Consider the following 23,375-nt stretch of genomic DNA (forward strand, 5'->3'; position numbering starts at 1 on the left):
ATGTCGGAGCGGCTAGGCTTGGCACCTGTGCGGCGCAGGGTTGCTCCGCACGACACACACGAGCATCTATCGACGGAGAGTGGGCGATCGGCTGTGTCGAGCCATCTGACCGGAACGGACGAGACCGCGGGCGAATTCGGGGCGAACGAGTGGCTCGTCGACGAGCTCTACGAGCAGTTCGTCGCGGACAAGGAGTCGGTCGACAAGTCCTGGTGGCCGGTCCTCGAGAGCTACCACCGCACGCAGGTCGGTGACGCTCCGGCTCCGGCGGGGTCCCCCGCACAGCAGGCGCCGACGCAGCAGCAGTCCTCGACGCAGCAGCCGGCCACCGGGGACACCCCCGGCGAGGCGAAGTCGGGTCCGATCCAGGCGAAGACCACCTCGCGCCAGCCGGCACCGCAGCCGATCCCGGCCGAGGCGAACGACGCCGCCGACGACCACGAGGAGACCCACGAGGACGTGGCGACCCCGCTCCGGGGCATGGCCAAGACGCTTGCGTCGAACATGGACGCCTCGCTGACGGTCCCGACCGCCACGAGCGTCCGGACCATCCCGGCGAAGCTGATGATCGACAACCGGATCGTCATCAACAACCACCTGCGACGCGCCCGCGGCGGCAAGATCTCCTTCACGCACCTGATCGGGTGGGCGATGGTGCAGGCGATCAAGGACTTCCCGAGCCAGAACGTCTTCTACGAGGAGCGCGACGGCAAGCCGTTCGTCGTCGCCCCGGCGCACGTCAACCTCGGCATCGCGATCGACGTCCCGAAGAAGGACGGCACCCGCTCGCTCCTGGTGCCGAGCATCAAGCGCGCCGAGACCCTGACGTTCGGGCAGTTCCTCTCCGCCTACGAAGACCTCGTCAAGCGTGCCCGTGACAACAAGCTCACCCCGGCGGACTTCCAGGGCACGACGATCTCGCTCACCAACCCGGGTGGCATCGGCACCGTGCACTCGGTCCCGCGTCTGACGAAGGGGCAGGGCTCGATCATCGGCGCCGGTGCCCTCGAGTACCCGGCGCAGTTCCAGGGTTCGGCGTCGAAGACCCTGGTCGAGCTCGGCATCGGCAAGACCATCACTCTGACGAGCACCTACGACCACCGCGTCATCCAGGGCGCCGGTTCGGGTGAGTACCTCAAGCACGTGCACGAGCGCCTCATCGGCGAGCACGGCTTCTACGACGGCATCTTCGCCGCGCTCCGGATCCCCTACAAGCCGATCCAGTGGGCGAACGACATCAACGTCGACCTGGCGCACCGGGTGAACAAGACCGCCCGCGTGCAGGAGCTCATCAACAGCTTCCGCGTCCGTGGGCACCTGATGGCCGACATCGACCCACTCGAGTACCGCCAGCGCACGCACCCCGACCTCGAGATCGAGAGCCACGGGCTGACCTTCTGGGACCTCGACCGCGAGTTCGTCACCGGTGGGCTCGCCGGCACCACCTCGGCACCGCTGCGCGACGTCCTCGGGATCCTGCGCGACGCCTACTGCCGCACGGTCGGCATCGAGTACATGCACATCCAGGACCCGGAACAGCGTCGCTGGGTGCAGGAGCGCATCGAGGTGCCGTACTCGAAGCCCTCGAAGGAAGAGCAGCTCCGCGTCCTCGGCAAGCTCAACGAGGCCGAGGCGTTCGAGACCTTCCTGCAGACCAAGTACGTCGGCCAGAAGCGCTTCTCGCTCGAGGGCGGCGAGTCCACCATCGCCTTCCTCGACACCCTCATCCAGCACGCCGCCGGAGCCGGACTGGCCGAGGTCGCGATCGGCATGGCCCACCGCGGCCGCCTGAACGTGCTGACGAACATCGCCGGCAAGACCTACGGCCAGATCTTCCGGGAGTTCGAGGGGTCCTCGCTGCCGGGCACGGTGTCCGGTCAGGGCTCCGGCGACGTGAAGTACCACGTCGGCACCGAGGGCGTGTTCCGCACGTCCGACGGCTCGAGCATCCCGGTGACGATCGCCGCGAACCCGTCCCACCTCGAAGCCGTCGACGGCGTGCTCGAGGGCATCGTCCGCGCCAAGCAGGACCGCGAGGCCCCCGGCAGCTTCGGTGTGCTCCCCGTGCTCGTGCACGGCGACGCGGCGATGGCCGGCCAGGGTGTGGTCGTCGAGACGCTGCAGATGTCGCAGCTCCGCGGCTACCGCACGGGCGGCACGGTCCACCTCGTCATCAACAACCAGGTCGGGTTCACCACCCCGCCCGAGTCGGCGCGCAGCTCGGTGTACTCCACCGACGTCGCGAAGACGATCCAGGCGCCGATCTTCCACGTGAACGGTGACGACCCCGAGGCCGTCGCCCGCGTCGCCGAACTCGCCTTCGCGTACCGCGAGGAGTTCCACCGCGACGTCGTGATCGACCTGATCTGCTACCGCCGTCGTGGGCACAACGAGGGCGACGACCCCTCGATGACGCAGCCGCTGATGTACAACCTCATCGAGGCGAAGCGCTCCGTCCGCACGCTGTACACCGAGGCCCTCGTCGGCCGCGGTGACATCACGCAAGAGGAGTACGACGAGGCGCACCGCGACTTCCAGGATCGCCTGGAACGCGCCTTCGCCGAGACGCACGAGGCACAGACCGGCACCATCCCGGTCATCGACGTCGACGACGACGGTGCGGTGCAGGGGCTCGAACGCCCGGCCGCGCAGCGCGACGACTCCGAGGTCGAGGTGCACGAGACCGCCGTGTCCGAAGAGCTCGTCCGGGCGATCGGTGACGCGCACAGCAACCCGCCCGCCGGGTTCTCCATCCACCCGAAGCTGCAGCAGCTGCTGACCAAGCGGACCGAGATGACGCGCAACGGCGGCATCGACTGGGCGATGGCCGAGCTCATGGCGATCGGGTCGATCCTGGTCGAGGGCAAGCCCGTCCGCCTCGCCGGACAGGACGCCCGACGCGGCACGTTCGTCCAGCGCCAGTCGGTGTTCCACGACCGGGTGAACGGCCAGGAATGGCTGCCGCTGTCGAACCTCACCGAGGACCAGGCCCGGTTCTACGTGTACGACTCCCTGCTGAGCGAGTACGCGGCGATGGCGTTCGAGTACGGCTACTCGGTGGAGCGCCCCGAGTCCCTCGTGCTCTGGGAGGCACAGTTCGGCGACTTCGCGAACGGCGCCCAGATCGTCATCGACGAGTTCATCTCGTCCGCCGAGCAGAAGTGGGGGCAGCGCTCCGGCCTCGTCCTCCTGCTGCCGCACGGGTACGAGGGCCAGGGGCCGGACCACTCGTCGGCGCGCATCGAGCGCTACCTGCAGCTGTGCGCCGAGGACAACATGATCGTCGCGCGACCGTCGACCCCGGCGTCGTACTTCCACCTGCTCCGCCGTCAGGCCTGGGCCCGGCCGCAGAAGCCGCTCGTCGTGTTCTCCCCGAAAGCGATGCTCCGGCTCCGTCAGGCGACGAGCGCGGTCGAGGACTTCACGACGGGAACGTTCGAGCCCGTGCTCGACGACGCGCGGATCACCGACAAGGGTGCCGTGCGCCGCGTCGTGCTGCACTCCGGCAAGGTGCACCACGACCTGCGTGCCGAGGTCGACAAGCGTGGCATCACCGACGTCGCACTCGTCCGGCTCGAGCAGCTCGCCCCGCTCCCCCTCGACCGCCTGCTCGAGGTGCTGGCGGGCTACCCGGACGCCGACGTCGTGTGGGCGCAAGAGGAGCCGGAGAACCAGGGCGCCTGGCCGTTCGTCTGCATGAACCTGTCGCCGCACCTGGGCGGCCGCCCGTTGTCCGTGGCGGCCCGCTCGGCGAGTGCCGCACCGGCGACGGGTTCCTCGAAGCGCTCCGCACAGGAGGCCGCCGAGGTCATCAGCACCGCGTTGAGCGCGTCGGCCTAGCCACGAGGAAGCGCCCCGTTCGGGAGTCCGAGGGACTCCGGCACGGGGCGCTTCGACGTTCGTGGGGAAGGCGGTGGCGCTACGCGATCTTCGTGTACCGCACCCCGGCGTCGTGGTACCCGCGCTTCTGGTAGAAGCGGTGCGCACTGTCCGTCGCGGCCGCGCTGACGGCACTGAGGCGACGCGCGCCCTGCTCGACCGCCCATGCTTCGAACGTGCCGATGAGCGCCGAACCGGTGCCGAGCCTCCTGGCCGTGTCGTCGACGACCAGCAGCAGCAGCTGCGCCGTCGGCTCGTCGCTGGCGTACGCCCACGTGACCTGCGCGCCGGCGACGGCGACGACCCGTCCGTCATCCCCCCGGACCACCCAGGTGCGGTGCCCGGCTTCGGGGGTGAGCCGATCGAGGCGGGCGCGCATCGACGCGTCGTCGACGTCGTGACCGAGCAGGCGGACGAGGGCGGCGACGTCGGCGACGTCCGTGTCGGACCAGGTGGTGGTCGACTCGACGGAGAGGGTCATGTCGGCCAACCTACCCGGGCCGTCGGTCGTGTTGCGACGGGCTTCCATAACAACTGATATTCATATACTCTGCTGTCATATCACCCGCCGGGTGAACCGACCGACAGGACAGCCATGCACATCACCTCCCGCCACGGCCGCACCGCCGCCTGGATCGCCTTCCCGCTCGCCGTCGTCGCCAGCGGCGCACTCATCGCCACGGCCTCGTACGCCGCCTTCTCGAGCAGCACCGACAACGCCGCGAACAGCTGGCGCACCGGTGCCGTCTCCCTCACCGACGACGACCAGGGCGTCGCGATGTTCGACGTCGACGACCTGGTGCCCGGGTCCGCCGGATCGAACTGCATCACCGTGACGGCGAACACCACCAACGCCTCGACCGTGAAGCTCTTCACCGCCGACGCGGCCGACGACGACGCGCTCGCCGAGCACGTCGGCCTGACGGTCGAGCGCGGCAGCCTCGGCACCCCCGACGACTGCAGCACGTTCACCACGACGACGACCGTGCACGACGGCACGCTCGCCGGCCTCATGGAGTCCGAGTCCTTCGGCACCGGCGTCGACGCGTGGAAGCCGGCGACGGGTACGGCGAGCACGACCTACCGCGTCAGCTACGACCTGGACGAGGATGCGCCGAACACCGTGCAGTCGTCCGAGGCCGGCACCTCGTTCGTGTGGGAAGCGCAGACCGACTGATCCCCGTCCCGATCCGTCCCACCCGACCCGCCCGTCCCGCCCGACCCGCCCGACCCGAGGAGCAGCCGATGCCGAACGTCGCCACCCGCCGTCACGTCCGCTGCGTCGGCGACCTGCCCCGGCTGCTCCTCGCGGTCTCGGCGCGGACGGTCCTCTGGTCGGTGCTGCTGCTCGCACTGTGGGCGTCGCTCCCCGCGGCGTTCGGGTGGCACGTCACGACGGTCGTCTCCGACTCGATGGCCCCCGGCATCCGGACCGGGGACGTCGTCGCCGCGATGCCCGTCGACCCGGACGACCTCGAGGCCGGACGGGTGCTGCTCGTCGAGGACCCCGACCACCGGGATCGACTCCGTCTGCACCGGCTCGAGCGCATCGAACCGGACGGCGCACTGCGTCTGCGCGGGGACGCGAACCCGACGGCCGACCGCACGGCCGTCGAACCCGCGGCGGTCCTCGGAGTCGGGGTGCTGCGGTTCCCGTGGATCGGGCTGCCGGGCGTCTGGATCCGCGGGGGCGACTGGGCCTCCCTGCTGCTGGCCGGCGTCGTCACCGCCGTGCTCGTCGTCGCCGGGCGAGCCGATCGCGACATCGTCGCCGGTCGCCCCTGCCGCACCTGCGGCACGCCCCGCCGTGACCTCCGCTCTCCCGTCGTCGCGGAGCCCCGGACGGCGACCGTCACCGCTCCGACGTCGACCACCGTGCCGGTCGCGGTGTTCACGGCAGCGGCCATCACCCTCACCCTGCTCGCCGGAGCAGGAGCCGGAGCTGGCGCGGGCGCTGGGTTCAGCGGTTCGACCGGCACCGCCTCGGCACTCGGCACCGGCGGGTTCGGGTGCTTCCACCAGCCCGCACCCGGCACGGCACTCGCGTGGGACTTCGCAGAGAAGAGCGGCCCCCGGGTCGTGGACTCGAGCGGGTCCGGGGCCGACGGCACCTTCACGCCCGCCGCTGCCCGGGTCGACGCCGACTGCGCCACGAACCCGTACGCGACGTTCTGGACCGAGGACGGGGCCGAAGGGTGGGCGGTCACCGACACCGCGGTCGCCGCTCCGAACGCCTTCACGATCGAGGTCTGGTTCCGCACCCAGGACACCGACGGCGGACGCGTGTTCGGCTTCGGCTCGGACCGCTCTGCGGCGTCCCAGTACCGCGACCGGCACCTGTACATCGGCGCCGACGGAGTCCTGCGGTTCGGCGTCGAGGGATCAGGGTCGCAGTTCAAGTTCACGCTGGGATCGACGGCGACGGTCACCGACGGCGAATGGCACCACGCGGTCGCGACGTTCCAGTCGCGATCGATGGCGCTCTGGGTCGACGGCCAGCTGCAGGGCAGTCGTTCCGACGCCGTCACCCTGCGGCAGTACGTCGGACACTGGCGCGCCGGACGCCAGACGCTGGCCGGTTGGCCGAACGCCGGCGACTACGTCTACACCGGCGACGTGGACACGGTCCGGGTGCACGAGCGCGTCCTCGACGCAGCGGCGATCACCCGCGCGTTCCAGGCCGGCCGCTGACGCCCGGCCGTTCGACGGAGCCGTGCTGTCAGTGCGTCGCCTGCTCCACCCGGATGCGCGCGAGGATCTCGCTGCGCAGCTGGTCGGGAGCGGTCTCCTTGCAGGCGCGACGGACGGTCTCCATGAGCACGACGCCGACGCGGTGCTCGGTCTGGCAGTCCTCGCAGCCGTCCATGTGCTCGCGGATGTCCGCGGCGTCCTCGTGGCGGAGCTCGTCGTGCAGGAACTCCTCGAGCTCGGCCTTCGCCTTCGAGCAGTCGCAGCCGCTCATCGTGCGTCCTTCCGTCCGGTGCGACCCGTGGCCGCGGTTGCCTTCGTCGTCTGTGCCGCGCCTCGTCCCCGTCCACGCATCGTCGCCGTCGACGCTGCGTCCGGGACGATGCCGGTCTCACGGGCGTGGTCCGCCAGGAGCCCACGGAGGAGCCGGCGGCCACGGTGGAGGCGGCTCATGACCGTCCCCACTGGGGTCTTCATGATGTCGGCGATCTCCTGGTACGAGAAGCCTTCGACATCGGCGAAGTACACGGCCATCCGGAAGTCCTCCGGGATGGCCTGCAGTGCGTCCTTCACGGCGGAGGACGGCAGGTGGTCGATCGCGTCGGCCTCGGCGGACCGGGCGGAGATCGACTGGGTGACGCTCTCCGCGCCGCCGAGCTGCCAGTCCTCGAGCTCGTCGATGGTGCCCTGGTACGGGTTCCGCTGGTTCTTGCGGTACGTGTTGATGAACGTGTTCGTGAGGATCCGGTACAGCCAGGCCTTCAGGTTCGTGCCCTGCTTGAACTGGCGGAACGCGGCGAAGGCCTTGACGAACGTCTCCTGCACCAGGTCCGACGCGTCGGCCGGGTTGCGGGTCATCCGCATGGCCGCACCGTAGAGCTGGTCCATGAAGGGCAGCGCCTGGTCCTCGAACAGGGACCGCAGCTCCCCCTCGGAGACGGTCTTCGCATCCACCGGCTCGTCTGCGGCGTCGTCGAGGGCTTCGTGCTCCTCTTCGACGGCGTCGAGCTGCACCTCGGTCTCGTCGACCAGGTGGTGCGGAGCTGCCTGCGGTTCGTCGGTCGTCATCGCCGCCAAGTCTAGGCCGAGCGTGCCGAGCGTCGTCGGCACCGCGGTCAGCACGGTTGCCGTGCCGGTCCGCTCTCGTGCGAGTGTTGCTGTCGCCACTGATCCTCCCGGTGCGTTCAGTACCCTGGTGAACCGATGGCAGACACGACGCATTCCCACAGCGGGGCCCAGCCCGCCGACCCCTGGATCGCCCCGGTCGCAGGGGGTCCGCTGCGCGGCGACGTCGCGCTGCCCGGGTCGAAGTCGCTGACGAACCGGGAGCTCGTGCTCGCGGCCCTCGCGGACGGCCCCTCGACGATCCGGCTCCCGCTGCACTCCCGTGACTCGGCGCTGATGATCGCGGGCCTCCGTGCGCTCGGCGTCGGCATCGAGGAGCTCGAGCCGGCGGCCGGCACCGCCCCGAACCCCTACGGCCCGGACCTCCGGATCACGCCCGCCCCGATGCACGGCGACGTCCGCCTGGACTGCGGGCTGGCCGGCACCGTGATGCGCTTCCTGCCACCGCTCGCCGCCCTGGCCGTCGGACCCGTCACGGTCGACGGCGACCCCTACGCCCGCAAGCGACCGATGCACGCCATCGTGCAGGGACTGGTGGACCTCGGTGTCGACGTCACGGACGACGGCGGCGGTTCGATGCCGTTCTCGTTCACCGGAACGGGCTCGGTCCGCGGTGGGGCCCTGACGATCGACGCCTCGGCGTCCTCGCAGTTCGTCTCCGGGCTGCTGCTGTCAGCACCCCGCTTCGACGAGGGCCTGCACCTCACCCACGTGGGCGAACGCCTGCCGAGCATGCCGCACATCGAGATGACCGTCGCGGCGCTCCGTGCCCGCGGCGTCCGCGTCGACGAGCCGTCGGTCGGCGAGTGGGTCGTGCACCCGGGCCCGATCGGCGCCCGCGACGTCACGATCGAGCCCGACCTGTCGAACGCGGCGCCGTTCGCCGTCGCCGCGCTCGTCGCCGGCGGCACGGTGCGCATCCGCACCTGGCCCACCGAGACGACGCAGGTCGGTGCCGATCTCGAGACGCTCCTGCCCCTGTGGGGGGCGAGCGTGGCACGTGACGGTGACGACCTGGTCGTCGACGGCGGCGTCGGGATCCGGGGTGGGGCCTCCTTGCCGGGTCTCGAACTCGACCTGAGCCGCGGCGGCGAACTCGCCCCGGCGCTCGTCGCGCTGGCCGCGCTGGCGGACGGCCCGAGCGAGATCACCGGCATCGGTCACCTGCGGGGGCACGAGACGGACCGCCTGGCCGCGCTGGCGGCGGACCTCAACCGGTCTGGAGGCGCGGTGCACGAACTCGACGACGGCCTGCGGATCGAGCCGGCGCCGCTCCACGGCAGCGCCTGGGGCGCGTACGACGACCACCGGATGGCGACCGCCGGGGCGATCGTGGGCCTCGTCGTCGACGGCGTCGCCGTCGACGACATCGGGTCGACCGCGAAGACGCTGCCGCAGTTCCCGGAGCTGTGGGCGGCGCTCGTGGCGTCCTCGGTGGCCGCTGCACCGGTGAGTGGGGACTGACGCATGAGTTGGTGGGACGACACCGACGGTGACGACTCCGACGGGGACGAGCCGTACGGGCAGTACGACGAGTCGAGCGTGCGGGTGCGCCCGAACCCGAAGGGCAACCGACCGCGCACGAAGACCCGTCCGACGTACGACGACGCCCCCGTCGGCTGGGTGACGAACGTCGACCGCGGGCGGTTCGGCGTGCTGATCGACGACCACGTCATCACGGCGACGAAGGCCCGCGAGCTCGGCAAGAAGTCCGTCGTCACGGGCGACCAAGTGTCGCTCGTCGGGGACGTCTCCGGCGACCCGGGCTCGCTGGCACGCATCGTGAAGGTCGCCGAGCGCACCACACTGCTGCGGCGGAGTGCCGACGACTCCGACGAGGTCGAGCGCGTCATCGTGGCGAACGCCGACCAGATGCTCATCGTGGTGGCCGCCGCCGACCCCGAGCCGCGCACCCGCCTGATCGACCGGTACCTGGTGGCCGCGTTCGACGCCGGCCTCGACCCGATCCTCTGCATCACGAAGACCGACCTCGCCGACCCCGCTGCGTTCCTGGCGCACTTCGCGTGCCTCGATCTGCGGATCGTGACGAGTCGGTCGGACGACGTCCCCTTCGAGGCCCTGCACGAACTGCTCGACGACAAGGTGACCGTGACCGTCGGGCACTCCGGTGTGGGCAAGTCGACCCTGGTGAACGCCCTGACCGGGTCGACGCGCGCGATCGGCGTCGTGAACTCCGTGACGGGTCGCGGGCGGCACACGTCGTCGTCGTCGATCGCACTGCGGGTTCGCGACGGCGGGTGGATCATCGACACGCCGGGTGTGCGGTCGTTCGGCCTGGGGCATGTCGACCCCGCGAACGTGTTCCGGGCGTTCGCGTCGCACGCCGTGCCGGTGCTGCCCGCGCGGGACGGCATCCCGCTGGCGCAGGCGCACGACTGGGAGATCGTCGACCGGGTGCAGGACGGGGAGCTGGGGCCGACCGGCGTCGAGCGGCTCGACTCGTTCCGGGCGCTGCTGACCGGGATGGGTGCGTCCGACCCCGGTTCCGAGTAGCGCGCGGGGGTGCTGGCTGGCGCTGGCCGGCGCTGGCCGGCGGCTGGTCGGCGCCGGTCGGCGGCTGGTCGGCGGCTGGTCGGCGGCTGGTCACGACACCCCGCGGTGTGTGCGTCGAGCGGTCACGAACTGTCGACTGGCGACGCGGTACCCGACAGTTCGTGACCACTCGAGCGCCAGCGCGCGGTGAGTCGTGACCACTCCGGTTCCCGCACCCCTCGCACCGGCGCCCGGTCTCCGCGCCCCTCGCACCGTGCAGACCTCGCACCGTGCGAGGGGCGCACGAACGGTGCGAGGTTGTGCACCCCGTGCGGGCTCGCGCGCCTCGCACCGAGTGCACAACCTCGCACCGGACGACGCCTCGACACCGAGCCGGCGTCGACAAGCGCGCATCGGGGTTGTACAGTTGCGGTCGTGTCTGACGTTGCAAAGTACAACTTTGCGCCGACCCCCGCTGTCGACGCCCCGTCCCCGAGCACGACGACGACGTCGCACGCGCACCACTCCCCCACCCACAAGTCCCCACGAGCCCCGAAGCCGCAGCGGTCCGACAGCGTCCTGCGCCCCGCCGGCCTCGGTCGTGTGCTGCTGACGTTCGCCTCGCACATCCTCGTGCCGCTGTTCCTGGCCGCCGGCATGGGCCTGGCCTACCTCGGTGCCTTCCACGCCCCGGCGCCGCAGGAACTGCCCGTCGGCATCGTCGGCCAGGGTGCGGCCACCCAGGTGTTCGCCCAGACCGTGACCGACCAGTCCGACGGGGCCCTCGTGGCCCACGTCGTCGCCTCGACGAAGGCGGCCGAGCAGCAGGTGCGCGACCGCGACCTCGCCGCCGTGTACGCGCCGACGGCGACGGGTGCCACGCTCTACGTCTCGACCGCCGCGTCGGAGACGACCGCGAGCGCCGCGCAGAAGGTCTTCCTGCCGATCGCCTACGACCAGCACGTGCCGTTCCGGGTCGTCGACGTCGTACCCACGGGCGACCAGGACACCACCGGCCAGGGGCTGTTCTTCCTGCTCGTGGCCCTGAGCGTCGGCGGGTACGCGTCCGCGATCGCCGTGGCCTCGGTCGCGACGAAGCTCCGTGCCGTGTGGACCGCGGTCATCGGGCTCGCCACCGCGGGGGTCGTCGCCGGCATCGGCGTGATCGTCGCCGGACCGATCTACGGCGTCATCACCACCCACCACTGGCAGGTGTTCCTGTTCGCCTGGCTCTACGACGCGATCATCGTCGCGCTCGGCGTCGGGCTGCACCCCGTGCTCGGCCGGTGGACCACCCCGATCCTCACGATGCTGTTCGTGATGCTGAACTTCACGTCGTCCGGCGGGATCTTCCAGCCGGCGTTCCAGCCCGGGTTCTTCGCCGCCCTGCACACCTTCTGGAGCGGTGCCGCATGGCTGCAGGCCGCACAGGACCTGCAGTACTTCCCGGACGCCTCCCTCGGCCGGTCGTCGCTCGTGCTCGCCCTCTGGCTGGCCGCCGCGCTCCTGCTCTGCGTCGTCGTGCACGGACTCGTCGCCCGCCGGACCCGCATCGCCCGCGAGCGCGAGGTCACCCGGCTCGAGGAAGAAGAGGTCGTCGCCGCGTAGCGACGGTAGGTTGGGCGACGTGGACCTCAGCGCCGACCTGGACTTCGCCCGCTCCCTCGCCGACACCGCCGACGCGATCAGCCTCGAGCGCTTCCGTGCCGCCGACCTGCACGTGACGAAGAAGGCCGACAGCACGCACGTCACCGACGCCGACCAGGCCGTCGAACGGGCCCTGCGCGAGCGGCTCGCCGCCGAGCGACCGGACGACGCGTTCCTCGGCGAGGAGACGACGGCGGACACCGGGGCCGAGGCCGTCAGCGAAGGGCACCGCCAGTGGGTGGTCGACCCGATCGACGGCACCGCCAACTACCTGCGCGGCGTACCGGTGTGGGCGACCCTCATCGCGCTCGCGGTCGACGGCCGCCCGGTGCTCGGCGTCGTCAGTGCGCCCGCCCTCGGCAAGCGCTGGTGGGCGGCCGAGGGCTCCGGAGCGTTCTCGCTGGACGGACCACTCCGGGTCTCCGGGGTGTCCGAGCTCGCCGACGCGAGCCTGAGCTACAACAGCATCCAGCAGTGGGACGACGACGACCGCCTCGAGCCGCTCGTCGACCTGTCGCGCCGGGTCTGGCGCACCCGGGCCTACGGCGACATGTGGTCGTACATGATGGTGGCCGAGGGCGTCCTCGACGTCGCCGGCGAACCGGACCTGAAGCCGTGGGACATCGCGGCCCTCGTCCCCATCGTCGAAGAGGCCGGCGGTCGCTTCACCTCGCTCGACGGCGACCCCGGGCCGTGGCACGGCAGCGCCCTCGCCTCGAACGGCCTGGTGCACGATGCCGTGGTCGAGGTCATCCGCCGCGACTCCTAAGACCGGTCGGCGCGCCGACCACCCCGCTCGGCGGACCCCGACGCCTCGGTCTGCTCGGCGGACCCCGACGCCTCGGTCTGCTCGGCGGACCCCGCAGCCGCGCCAGGGTGCTCGGACTCCCCGGACCGCCGCGCCGCCCGCCGACGCGCCACCAGGTCCGCACCGGCCAGCACGAGCGCCAGCGCCATCAGCGACACCGTGAACGTCGTGCCGCTGCGGAACGCGTCGTGGTACGCGTCGAGACGCCCGCCTGACCCGCCGGATCCCGACCCCGCCGCCTCGCTCCGCACGATCCCGTAGAAGATGCTGGTCGCGACCGCGGTGCCGATCGCCGTGCCGACGCGCTGGCCGAGCTGTTGCATCGACCCCGCCACCCCGGACTGCTCGACGGGGATCTCGGCCAGGGTCAGGGTCTGGTTCGGCGACACCACGAACCCGCCACCGAGTCCGCCCACCAGGAACGCGCCGGCCATCGCCCACGGCGTGACCTCCGGCGGGGTGGCGACGGCGGCGACCATGAGCAGCAGGAAGCCGACGACGACCATCCCGAGCCCGGCGACCACCAACGCCCGCCCGACCCGGTCCACGATCCGTCCGCCGATGTAGGAGCCCACGGCACTCGTCGCGGCGAAGGGGATGCTCACCATGCCGGCGAACAACGGCGACAGCCCGAGGCCCTCCTGCAGGTACAGCGTGACCATGAGGAACGACGCCGGCAGCGCCGCGAAGTAGACGGCCACGATCGACAACCCGTTGCGGTACGACGACAGCCGGAACAGCTCGAAGTGCACCACGGGCGACTTGCCCTGCCGCTTGAACCGCTGCTCCCAGAGCACGAACAGCACGAGGAACACCGCGAAGCCGACGAGCCAGAACCAGCGGCTCGCGGAACCACCGCCGCCACTGGTCAGCACGAACGGCAGCATCAGGGTGATGATGGCGGCACCGAGCAGCAGGATGCCGACGACGTCCAGTTCGCGGTCCTGCGCCTTCCCCTGGGCACCCTTCGGCAGCAAGCGGACGGCGAAGAGCAGTGCGGCGATCCCGAGGGGCACGTTCATCCAGAACAGCAGCCGCCAGCCGGACTCCTCACCGCCGATCGCGATGAGGCCACCGCCGATGGTCGGCCCGAGGGCGGTGGAGATGCCGATCATCGCCCCGAACAGCCCGAACGCGCGGCCCCGCTCCGGTCCGCGGAACAGCTGCTGCACCAGTCCGATGACCTGGGGCATCTGGATCCCGGCGGCGAAGCCCTGCAGGATCCGGGTGACGATCAGCACCTCGATGTTCGGTGCGACGGCGCACAGCAGGCTCGATCCGGTGAACGCGCTGAGGCCCACGATGAACATGACGCGCCGGCTCTTCAGGTCGCCGAGCCGACCGGCGGGCACGAGGGCGAGGCCGAACGCCAGCGCGTACCCCGCCACGATGAGCTGGAGCGACGAGCTGGTGGCCCCGAGGGACTGCTCGATCGAGGGCAGCCCGACGTTCACCTTGGACAGGTCGAGGATCGTCAGGGCCGCGACCGCCACGCAGACGGCGAAGGCCCGCCACCGGGTGCGGTCATCGAGGCGGGCGTCGGTCGGTTCGGCGTTGGACATCCCGTCCGTGCTACACCTGCGACGACGAACGAGGTCCGGACAGACCTGTACCCCGGTTCCGTCCGGCGGACCCGGATCGGGGTGCAGAGGGCGGGTGCCACACCCCCCTCGTGGCCCCCCGTACTGGGGGCACCGTTCTGGACATCTGCTCACCGGAGTCCGCTCGGCGAGCCGGTACCTGAGTTATCGTGCTCCAGACGGCAGGTCACGTGATGCTCTCGGATTCCCTAGATCCGGACGGCGGAACAGACCGGTCGTGTTCGTCCGAAGACCCTAACCCGAGGGGTGATACAGACGATGACATCATCGTTCCCGAGCGGAACCGAGTGCACCCACACTCGTCGACCGCATCCAATCCACGACAGTTCCGGCGCGCGCTCAGTCGCCGCCGCTCGTCTGCACTCCGCCACGGTCACCCGCCGTGCAGCAGTCCGGTCCGCCTCCGTGCGCCCCGTCGCAGCGACCCCCGTGTTCGCCGACGCCCTCCTCGCAGCATCCGCCTCCGGACCCGGAGGCCGGTGAGTCATGGCACTCACCGGTCGACGTCTCGAGGTCGACCGGATCGCGACCCTCGCAGTGCTCCCACGGGAGTCCGCGATGGTCGTGGTCGGCGACCCTGGTTCCGGACGTAGCAGCGTCCTCGACGCGGTCTCGAACCGCGTTTCCCTCCCCGTCGTCCGGGTCGGTGTCAACGGGAGTGAATCCCGCTGGCCGCTGGCCGGGGTGACCTCCCTGTTCACCGCGCTCGACGACCCCCGAGCGACCGCACACATCGCCCACCTGCTGCAGGCCGGCGGGACCGCAGCGGCCGTGACGGCCGGGCTGGCGGCGGCGCACGACTTCCTCGACGCCGTGCACGCCCTGACCCTCCCGCCGACGCTCGTCCTCATCGACGACCTCGACCGGATGGACACGGAGAGCCAGGAGCTCATCGCGTTCCTCGCCGGACGACTCGCGGGCACCGCCCTGCGCGTCGTGGCGACGGTCCGTTCGGTGCCGTCGGACGGTCCGCTCGCGGCCCTGCCGATCCTGCGCATCGAACCGCTGCCGGCGGACGAGGCCCTGGTCCTCGCCCGGGCCATGGCACCGGCCGAGGCGAACGACGGCGTCCTCGCCGTCCTCGCCGAGGAGACCGGTGGCAACCCGGGCGCGCTCCGTGAACAGCTCGCGGTGCTCACCCGGGAGCAGCTCACCGGCGCGGAGCCGATCGTGCTCCCGCTCCGACCCACTCCGACGACCGAGGCCATCGCGGCGCTCGCACTCGGGCCCGCCGCGGGACGCGATCTGGACGTCCTCGCGAAGCTCGCCCTGGTGCCCGTCGCGAAGACCACGGCGTGGGACCGCGACGAGCTGGACGACCTGGTCGGGGCCGGTCTCGCGACCGTCCGCGGGCAGAGCGTCACCGTCCGGCACCCGTTGGTCCGTTCCGCGCTCTACTGGCGGATGCCCGCCCGTGACCGTCGTGCGGCACACGCCGAGCTGGCCACGGCGAGCGCGGAGACCGACCCGCGGTCGGCCGCGTGGCACCGGAGCTTCGTCGACGACGTCCCCGACGTGGTCGCGCTGCTCCAGGCCGCACGGTCGTACGTCGTGGACGGCAACGTGCACGCCGCGATCGCGCTGACCGAACGTGCCCTGCACATCGGCGGCGGGACCGAGGACGAGCACGTCGCGCTCCTCGGGGTCGCGGAGGCCATGCTCGGCAAGCGCCTGCTCGGCTTCGCTGCGCGGTACCTCGCGGCGCTCCGTCCGTTCCGGACGACGCCGAACGAGGTCCGCCGGCTCCGGCTGCAGTACTCGGCCGAGTACCTCAGCGGTGACGCCGTGCACGCGGACGAGCTGCTCGTCCCCGTCGACGCGACCGACCCGGCCGAGGTGGACGCCGTCGCCGGGCTGATGGCCATGGTGGCGTGCTTCCGTGCCGAGGCGTGGGAGCTCGACCAGGCCAAGGACCTGCTGCACCGGATCGAACCGCTCGAGGGGTCGGCGTCCGCGCACACCCTCGAGATCGCGACGACCGCGCGGGAGCTCATCGCCGCCGTGGACGGCGTGCTGCCGCCCGACACCGAGCTGCACGACGGGCTCGCGACGTCGGAGCTCGTGGCGATGTCGGACCCGGCCCTGCTGCTCCTCGCCCACGCGCTGAGCATCGGCGAGCGCTACCGGAGCGCGCGACGGGTGTTCGCACTCGTGCTCGCCCGGGGGCAGGAGACCGCGGCGGTGTGGACCGAGGCGGCCCGCTACCTGACGTCCGAGAACGAGGTGCGCTCCGGCAACTTCCGGCAGGCGCTCCGCGCGATCGACGTGTGGGAGTCCGGTTCGTCCGTCGCCGAGCGGTTGCGTGAGCCCTCCCGGGCGATCGCCGTCGCGTGGCGGCACTTCGCCGAGGGCCGTTCCGCCGAGGCGCTCGACGTCGTGGACCGGTGCCTCGAGCACCGATCGACGAGTCGGCTCTGGGGTGCGACGGCGAAGCTGCACGCGCTCCGCGGCAAGGTCCTGCTGCTCGACGGCCGCCTCGACGAGGCAGCCACCGCACTCGAGGCCGCCGACGCCATCGGTCGGTCGCTCCGGAACCCCGCGGTGCTCCGGCACCTCGGCGACCTGGTCGAGGCGTACGTGCGTCTCGGACGGACCGACGACGCGCGGACGATCACGGCCCGCCTGGCGGCTGACCACCATGCCCGTCCCGGGCGCTGGGGTGCCCTCGTGCTGGCGCGGAGCCTCGCGCTCGTCGCCGACGACACCACCCGCGAGACGGCTCGTCGCCGTGCGCTGGAGCTGTTCCAGCCGCACGACTCGCAGTACGAGCGGGCTCGCACGTTCGCGGCGCTCGCCGCGGTCGGCAACCCGGCCGAGCGTCCGCGCCTCGGTGCGGCGGCCGCAGCGGCGTACGAGGCGGCCGGCCTGCGTCGACCGCTGGTGACGCCGGCGCCGGCTGCGGCGATGCCGCAGTTCGGCACGGGCTCGTCGTCGATCCGGTCCGGACCCGTGCTCTCGCCGGCGTTCCCGGGGACCCCGCGCAGCGCCCCCGACGCGTCGGCGGTGCTCACGTCACTGACCGCCGAGGAGCGTGCGGTGGTGCAGAAGGTCACCGAGGGGTACCGCAACCGCGAGATCGCCTCGTCGCTGTTCATGTCGCAGCGCACGGTGGAGCTGCGGCTCACGCAGATCTACCGCAAGGTCGGCGCGCGGTCGCGATCGCACCTGGTCGCGCTCCTCACGTAGGAGACGCACAACAGGACGGACGGGAGGCCCGGTACCAGCTGGTACCGGGCCTCCCGTCCGTCGTCCCTCGCTTGGTGCGACGGCGGTTGCGGGAGTCCGCACGCGACCGCAGCGCGGTGTGCCCCCGCACGCGGGGAACCGCAAGAGCGTCCGACGGGTGTTGCCGTGTGGTCGGCGGCGGGTGAGGCTTCTCCTGCACCGACCGCCGTGCCCCTCCCCCGGGGGCCAGCCCGCGGTACCCCGTCCGGTACCCGAACCCCTCGGCCCAACGACACCGACGTCCGTCCTCGCCTGATCCGAGGACGGGCGTCGGTTCCCGGGCCGGGAGGCCCCGGACGCGCGGCAGACCCGACGGCGGTCGGTGCCGCACCAGTCCCACCTCCCCGTTCCACCCACCCTCGTTCCCCCGAAGGGACAGCCGATGTGCGGCATCATCGCGGCCCGCGTGTCTGACGACGCGACCCCCTACCTGCTCGACGGACTCGAACGACTCGAGTACCGCGGGTACGACTCCGCCGGCATCGCCGTCCGGACGGCTGGCGGCCGTACCGAGACGATCCGCTCGGTCTCCCGCGTCGGCGACCTGCGCACCCTCGTCGCTGCACGCTCCGGTGACGCGCTCACCGGCGTCGGCATCGGCCACACCCGCTGGGCCACGCACGGTGCCGTGCGCGAGGCGAACGCGCACCCGCACGCCGACTGCACCGGCCGGATCTCGATCGTGCACAACGGCATCGTCGAGAACGCGGACCGGCTGCGCCAGACGCTCGAGGCGCAGGGCCACCGCTTCCGGTCCGACGTCGACTCCGAGGTCATCGCGCACCTGGTCGAGCGGGCGTTGGCGGTCGACCCGGACCTGATGCTCGCGGTGCAGATCGCGACGGCGCAGCTCGAGGGCTCGTGGGCGATCGTGGTCCTGGACGCCCGGGACGGCCGCATGGTCGTGGCGGCGGACCGTTCGCCGCTCGTCGTCGCCCGCTCCGGCCGCGGCGACTTCGTGGCGAGCGACATCGGCGCGATCGCCGAGTGGTGCGAGACGTTCGTGGCGCTGCGCGACGGCGACGTCGTCGAGCTCGGTGAGGCCTGGACCTGGTCGTCCGACGGCATCACGGTTCCCGTGCCGTTCCCCACGCCGTCCCCGTTCGCCGCCGCCGCACTCGACCTCGGCGACCACACCGACCACATGGCGAAGGAGATCGACGAGCAGGCCGACGTCGTCGCGACGATCCTGGACCGGGTGACCCGCCGCACCGCCGACGGCAGCATGTGGGTGGGCCTCGGCCTGGCCGGCTTCCACCGGCTGGCGATCGTCGCGTGCGGCACGTCGCTGAACGCGGGCCAGGTGATCGCGACCGCACTGCGCGGGATCGGTGGTGTGCCGACCGACATCGTCGTCGCGAGCGAGGCCGACCAGGCCGTCCTCGGTCCGGGCACCCTGGTCGTCGCGATCAGCCAGTCCGGTGAGACCGCCGACGTACTCCGCGCCCTGAACCGGTTCGAGGACCGCCACCCGGTGCTCGCGCTGACCAACAACATGCACTCCTCGCTCGCCCGACGGGCCGACGCCGTGCTCGACTGCCACGCCGGCCCGGAGATCGGCGTCGCCGCCACGAAGACGTTCACGGCGCAGGTCGTCGTCGGCGTCGCGGCGATGATCTCCGCGATGGTGGCCTCCGGCCGTATCGAACCGTCGCGCGCGCAGGTGCTCGTCGACGAGCTGCTCGACCTGCCGGCACGGATCGAGCACGCCGCGCGGGTGTCCGCCGAGCGGATGCCGCTGCTGGTGTCGAGCGTCAAGGAGGCGACGGGCTTCCTGTTCCTCGGCCGCGGTGCCGGACTGCCGTACGCCGCCGAGGGCGCCCTGAAGCTCAAGGAGCTCAGCTACCGCTGGGCCGAGGCGTACCCCGCCGGCGAACTCAAGCACGGGCCGCTCGCGCTGGTGGACGACGGCACCCCGGTGGTCGTCATCGACCACGGTGAGCCGAAGATCCAGTCGGCGATCGCCGAGGTCCGGGCCCGCGGTGGCTTCGTCATCACGATCGGCGGCGAGTCGGCGGACATCCCCGCGCTCGGCCGCCGTGGCACCGGGGACCTGGCCTGGGGTGCGATGACCGCGCCGTGGGGTCCGCTCGAGGCCGTCGTGCCGCTGCAGATGCTCGCGCGGGAACTGGCCCTGCAGCTCGGGTGCGACGTCGACAAACCCCGGAACCTCGCGAAGTCGGTGACGGTCGAATAGCCGGGCGCCGACGCGTGAACCGCCTGACGGTGTTCCTCGCCGTCCTCACAGCCCTGGCGATCACCGGCACCGTGGTCCTGGTCACGGTGGTGCTGACGACGCCCGTGCTCCCCTGACGCCGGTCCCGCAGGGTCTTCCTGGGCGGGGCTGCGATGCTGGTCACTTGACCACCGCAGCCCCGCCCCTCGTCTTCGTCGCGCTCCTCGTCGGCGCCGTCCTGCCGTTCGTGCCGTTCGTCGGCCGGGTGGCCCGCATCGCCGCGACCATCGCGCACGAGGTCGGGCACGCGATCGTCGTCGTGCCGTTCGGCGGGCGGATCCAGCGGATCGAGCTGCACCCGGACGGGTCCGGCGAGGCCTGGGTCCAGCTCGGCCGGGTGCCCGGCGGCATCCGGTGGCTCGTCCGGATCCTGAACCTGTACGCCGGGTACAGCGCACCCCTCTGGGCGGGGGTGCTCCTGGTGACCGGGGTGCTGCACGGCTCCCGCTGGCTGCCCGTGGTGGTGCTCGCGGTCATCGGGCTCGTCGCGCTGGCGTTCGTCCGGAACTGGTTCGGCCTGCTCGTCGTGCTCGGCTTCGACGCCCTCGCCCTGTGGGTGGCCGTCCGCCCGTCCGAGGCGACCGTCCTGGTGGTCGCCGCCGTCGGGGCCTTCTTCGTCGTCGACGGCCTGCGCTCGGTGGTGCAGGTCGGCCGCTGGCTGGTCACCGGCGCACGGGTGCAGACCGACTTCCACATCGCCGCGGCCGAGATGCGGGTGCCGGCGTCCCTGTGGTTCGTGCTGTTCGTCGCCGTGAACGCCGTCGCCGTGTGGCTGGCGCGCGAGCCGCTGCTCCAGGTCTGGGACACCGTCGTCACCGGGGTCCGCGCGCTCGTCTGAGGGGTCGCGGCCACGTAACCGGGGGCCGCAATCGCCTGTCCGCGCCGAGGGGCTGCGAGGCTACCGCCAGACGACCCCCGGAGGTGTCCCATGGCGACCGACGACCACGGCTTCGCGACCGAGCAGGTACACGGCGGCTTCGTGCCCGACGCCGGGCACGGCGCCCGGATCCCCGCGATCCACATGTCCTCCGGGTTCCTGTTCGACGACTTCGACCAGGCCCGCGACCGCTTCGCCGACACCGACGACGGCTACACCTACACGCGCCTCGGCAACCCCACGAACGCCGACGTCGAGCGTCGCGTGGCGCTGCTCGAACGCGGTGTCCAGGCGATCCTGGTCGGCAGCGGTCAGGCGGCGGCGACCGTGGCGTTCCTCGGCCTGCTGCAGGCCGGCGACCACGTCGTCAGCGCCCGGAGCATCTACGAGGGCACGCGCGGCCTGCTGCTGCAGAACCTCGGCCGGCTCGGCATCGAGGTCGACTTCGTCACCGACGCCCGCGACCTCGATGCCTGGGCCGCCGCGGTGCGACCGAACACGAAGGCGTTCTTCGCCGAGACGATCCCGAACCCGAAGAACGACGTCCTCGACATCACCGGCGTCGCCGAGACCGCACACCGCGCCGGCGTCCCGCTGATCGTCGACAACACCCTCGCCACGCCGTACCTGGTGCGCCCGGTCGAGCACGGCGCGGACATCGTCGTGCACTCGGCGTCGAAGTTCCTGTCCGGCCACGGAGCCGGACTCGGCGGCGTGGTCGTGGACGGCGGCCGGTTCGACTGGACCGCCGCCCCCGAGCGCTGGACGCACCTGACCAGCCCCGAGCGGTCCCTCGGCGGCGAGAGCTACGCCGAGCGGTACGGCAACCGGGCGTTCGCCGTGTTCGCCCGCGACGTCGTCGCCGCACGCATCGGCCCGGCGCCGTCCCCGTTCAACGCGTTCCTGCTCCGCCAGGGCATCGAGACGCTGTCGCTGCGGGTGGAACGTCACTGCGCGAACGCGCTGGCCGTCGCGTCCTGGCTGGACCAGCAGCCGGAGGTGACGAGCGTCGACCACGCGGGCCTGGCCTCCAGTGGGTTCCACGACCTCGCCCAGCGCTACCTGCCCCGCGGAGCCGGGTCCGTCTTCGCCTTCACGCTCGCCGGTGGCGAAGCCGCCGCGCGGGCGTTCATCGACGCCGTGCAGCTGTTCAGCCGGATGACCCACCTGGGCGACGTCCGCTCGCTGATCCTGCACCCGGCCACCACCACGCACGCCGGCCGCACGCCGGAAGAGCGCGCCGAGCAGGGCATCAGCGACGGCCTGATCCGCCTGTCGGTCGGCATCGAGGACGTCGCGGACCTGCTCCGCGACCTGGAACGCGGGTTCGCCGCGGTGCGGTCCGCAGACGCCACCGCAGGCCTGGAGGCACGTGGAGCGTCGGACGCGCAACGCACGGCAGCCGGTGGGCCGGCCCTCGACCGGCAGGAGCGCTGAATGGCCGAGCTGCAGCACTTCGGGTACTTCTTCTCCCGCGGCTTCGGCCCGCAGGCCTGGGGACGGTCCGACTGGGACTGGGGCCACGACTGGACGAAGCCGGACCTGTACCAGCAGTCCGTCCGGACGCTCGAGCAGGCCGGCATGGACCTGGTCATCGCCGAGGACGCCGTCTCGCTCGGCTCCCCCACGACCCTGGACCTGCGCATCCGCCAGGCGTACGGCGGCCCGAAGCACGACCCGCTGCTGCTCGCCCCGTACCTGTTCGCCGCCAGCTCGCACATCGGCATCGCGCCGACCGTCAACGCCGGCATCACTCCGCCGTACCTGGCGGCACGGCAGTTCGCGACCCTGGCGCACCTGTCCTCGGACCGGCTGGGCATCAACGTCGTCACCGACGTCGGCAGCGCACGCCACGCCGGCCTGCCGCCGCTGCCGCACGACCAGGCATACGACCGCGCCGAGGAGTGGATCACCCTGCTCCGCCGGCTCTGGCACTCGTGGGGCGACGCGTACGTCGGCGCACCGGACTCGTGGCACTTCGCGGACGGCGACGCGCTCGACGCGTTCCACCACGAGGGCGCCCACTTCACCGCCGACGGTCCGCTCAACGCCCTGCCGCTGGCGTCGGACCCCGTGGTCGTGTCCCCCGGTGGCTCGGGCCGAGGGCTCGCGTTCGCCGGCACCCACTCGGACGTGCAGCTCGCGCTCGCGCCGCTGTCCGCCGCCGCGGTGACGGACTACCGCGCCCGGGTGATCGCGGCAGCCGAGGCCGCAGGGCGGTCCGCCGCGGACCTGCGGATCCTGTTCGTGCTCAAGCCCGTGATCGTGTCCTCACCGGAGGAGGCCGACCGCATCGTCGCGGCGTCCGAGCACCCCACCGACGACGCCCTGCGAGCGGCGGCGATCGCGTGGTCGAGTGACTCGGAGACCGACCTGCTCGCGCTCGACCTGGACGCCCCGGTGCCCGAGGGGACCTTCGGTGAGCACGTCTCGGCCGGCACGATCCGCGGGCTGCTCGGGGACACCCCGGACGCACCGCTGCGGGCGCTGCTCGCACGCAAGGCGCGGCAGGGACGGATCGCATCACGCTCGGGGTTCGTGGGGACCGCCGACGAGTTCGCGGACTTCATCGAAGAGCTCGGCAGCGACGCCGACAACGACGGGATCATCTTCTCGGGCGACCTGCACCCGGCGCAGATCCAACGGATGTTCGGCGACCTGGTGCCCGTGCTCCGGCGCCGTGGGCTCCTGCGACGGGAGTACGGCGCCGGAGGGATCCGAGCGAACCTGTTCGACTTCTAGCGGAAGCGGCTGCGTCTGCGTCGCTGTCCGGCGGCACGGGCGCCCCGTCGACCG

Annotated in this window: 16 protein-coding genes; 12 read left to right on the forward strand and 4 right to left on the reverse strand. The window is 71.9% G+C overall.

All coding sequences use genetic code 11. The annotated features are described in order from the left end of the window. The first annotated feature begins 93 nt into the window (after nucleotides 1–93). Nucleotides 94–3,840 carry a multifunctional oxoglutarate decarboxylase/oxoglutarate dehydrogenase thiamine pyrophosphate-binding subunit/dihydrolipoyllysine-residue succinyltransferase subunit gene (locus ORG17_RS10295; RefSeq protein WP_214527546.1) on the forward strand — a complete coding sequence of 1,249 codons (3,747 nt, stop codon included), beginning with the start codon at nucleotides 94–96 and terminating at the stop codon, nucleotides 3,838–3,840. Between the two features lie 79 nt (nucleotides 3,841–3,919). Here ORG17_RS10295 and ORG17_RS10300 read toward each other — a convergent pair whose 3' ends face one another. Then, nucleotides 3,920–4,360 carry a GNAT family N-acetyltransferase gene (locus tag ORG17_RS10300; RefSeq protein ID WP_027465835.1) on the reverse strand — a complete coding sequence of 147 codons (441 nt, stop codon included), beginning with the start codon at nucleotides 4,358–4,360 and terminating at the stop codon, nucleotides 3,920–3,922. A 114-nt stretch (nucleotides 4,361–4,474) separates the two neighbouring features. Between ORG17_RS10300 and ORG17_RS10305 the strand changes: the two genes are divergently transcribed. After that, nucleotides 4,475–5,056 (forward strand): hypothetical protein, encoded by a 582-nt coding sequence (locus tag ORG17_RS10305; protein WP_214527545.1) that lies wholly within the window; start codon nucleotides 4,475–4,477, stop codon nucleotides 5,054–5,056. A 68-nt stretch (nucleotides 5,057–5,124) separates the two neighbouring features. Further along, the gene (locus tag ORG17_RS10310; protein ID WP_301565365.1) at nucleotides 5,125–6,570 is read left to right on the forward strand and encodes a LamG-like jellyroll fold domain-containing protein; all 1,446 of its coding nucleotides are present in this window, start codon (nucleotides 5,125–5,127) and stop codon (nucleotides 6,568–6,570) included. 28 nt (nucleotides 6,571–6,598) lie between these two features. Here the strand turns inward: ORG17_RS10310 and ORG17_RS10315 are convergent, their stop codons facing one another. Then, nucleotides 6,599–6,841, reverse strand: coding sequence for a zf-HC2 domain-containing protein (locus tag ORG17_RS10315; protein WP_027465838.1), 243 nt, complete (start codon nucleotides 6,839–6,841; stop codon nucleotides 6,599–6,601). Then, on the reverse strand, nucleotides 6,838–7,689 hold the full coding sequence (locus ORG17_RS10320) for a sigma-70 family RNA polymerase sigma factor (RefSeq protein ID WP_110864006.1): 852 nt from the start codon (nucleotides 7,687–7,689) through the stop codon (nucleotides 6,838–6,840). The genes ORG17_RS10315 and ORG17_RS10320 overlap by 4 nt, the downstream gene beginning before the upstream one ends. Before the next feature lie 81 nt (nucleotides 7,690–7,770). On the opposite strand from ORG17_RS10320, the gene aroA reads away from it, so the two are divergent. The 4 genes from aroA (at nucleotide 7,771) to hisN (ending at nucleotide 12,601) form a co-directional block, all read left to right on the forward strand. After that, the gene (gene aroA, locus ORG17_RS10325) at nucleotides 7,771–9,156 is read left to right on the forward strand and encodes a 3-phosphoshikimate 1-carboxyvinyltransferase (RefSeq protein ID WP_056068906.1); all 1,386 of its coding nucleotides are present in this window, start codon (nucleotides 7,771–7,773) and stop codon (nucleotides 9,154–9,156) included. Between the two features lie 3 nt (nucleotides 9,157–9,159). Continuing rightward, nucleotides 9,160–10,206 carry a ribosome small subunit-dependent GTPase A gene (gene rsgA, locus ORG17_RS10330; protein WP_214527369.1) on the forward strand — a complete coding sequence of 349 codons (1,047 nt, stop codon included), beginning with the start codon at nucleotides 9,160–9,162 and terminating at the stop codon, nucleotides 10,204–10,206. Nucleotides 10,207–10,620: 414 nt separating this feature from the next. After that, nucleotides 10,621–11,793 (forward strand): ABC-2 transporter permease, encoded by a 1,173-nt coding sequence (locus ORG17_RS10335; protein WP_214527370.1) that lies wholly within the window; start codon nucleotides 10,621–10,623, stop codon nucleotides 11,791–11,793. 19 nt (nucleotides 11,794–11,812) lie between these two features. Next, nucleotides 11,813–12,601 carry a histidinol-phosphatase gene (gene hisN, locus ORG17_RS10340; protein WP_111056333.1) on the forward strand — a complete coding sequence of 263 codons (789 nt, stop codon included), beginning with the start codon at nucleotides 11,813–11,815 and terminating at the stop codon, nucleotides 12,599–12,601. Here hisN and ORG17_RS10345 read toward each other — a convergent pair. Then, nucleotides 12,598–14,202, reverse strand: a complete 1,605-nt coding sequence (locus ORG17_RS10345) for an MFS transporter (RefSeq protein ID WP_250892431.1) — start codon at nucleotides 14,200–14,202, stop codon at nucleotides 12,598–12,600. The genes hisN and ORG17_RS10345 overlap by 4 nt on opposite strands. 525 nt (nucleotides 14,203–14,727) lie before the next feature. On the opposite strand from ORG17_RS10345, the gene ORG17_RS10350 reads away from it, so the two are divergent. The 5 genes from ORG17_RS10350 (at nucleotide 14,728) to ORG17_RS10370 (ending at nucleotide 23,321) form a co-directional block, all read left to right on the forward strand. Further along, nucleotides 14,728–17,427, forward strand: a complete 2,700-nt coding sequence (locus ORG17_RS10350) for a helix-turn-helix transcriptional regulator (protein WP_214527371.1) — start codon at nucleotides 14,728–14,730, stop codon at nucleotides 17,425–17,427. 421 nt (nucleotides 17,428–17,848) lie between these two features. Then, complete coding sequence (gene glmS, locus ORG17_RS10355; RefSeq protein ID WP_214527372.1) at nucleotides 17,849–19,663, forward strand: glutamine--fructose-6-phosphate transaminase (isomerizing); 1,815 nt, start codon at nucleotides 17,849–17,851, stop codon at nucleotides 19,661–19,663. A gap of 163 nt (nucleotides 19,664–19,826) precedes the next feature. Next, nucleotides 19,827–20,540, forward strand: coding sequence for a M50 family metallopeptidase (locus ORG17_RS10360; RefSeq protein ID WP_181440684.1), 714 nt, complete (start codon nucleotides 19,827–19,829; stop codon nucleotides 20,538–20,540). 90 nt (nucleotides 20,541–20,630) lie between these two features. Further along, complete coding sequence (locus tag ORG17_RS10365; protein ID WP_214527373.1) at nucleotides 20,631–22,016, forward strand: O-acetylhomoserine aminocarboxypropyltransferase/cysteine synthase family protein; 1,386 nt, start codon at nucleotides 20,631–20,633, stop codon at nucleotides 22,014–22,016. Further along, nucleotides 22,017–23,321 (forward strand): LLM class flavin-dependent oxidoreductase, encoded by a 1,305-nt coding sequence (locus ORG17_RS10370; RefSeq protein ID WP_214527374.1) that lies wholly within the window; start codon nucleotides 22,017–22,019, stop codon nucleotides 23,319–23,321. Nucleotides 23,322–23,375: the final 54 nt, after the last annotated feature.

The sequence above is a fragment of the Curtobacterium flaccumfaciens pv. betae genome (assembly GCF_026241855.1).
GTDB lineage: Bacteria > Actinomycetota > Actinomycetes > Actinomycetales > Microbacteriaceae > Curtobacterium > Curtobacterium flaccumfaciens.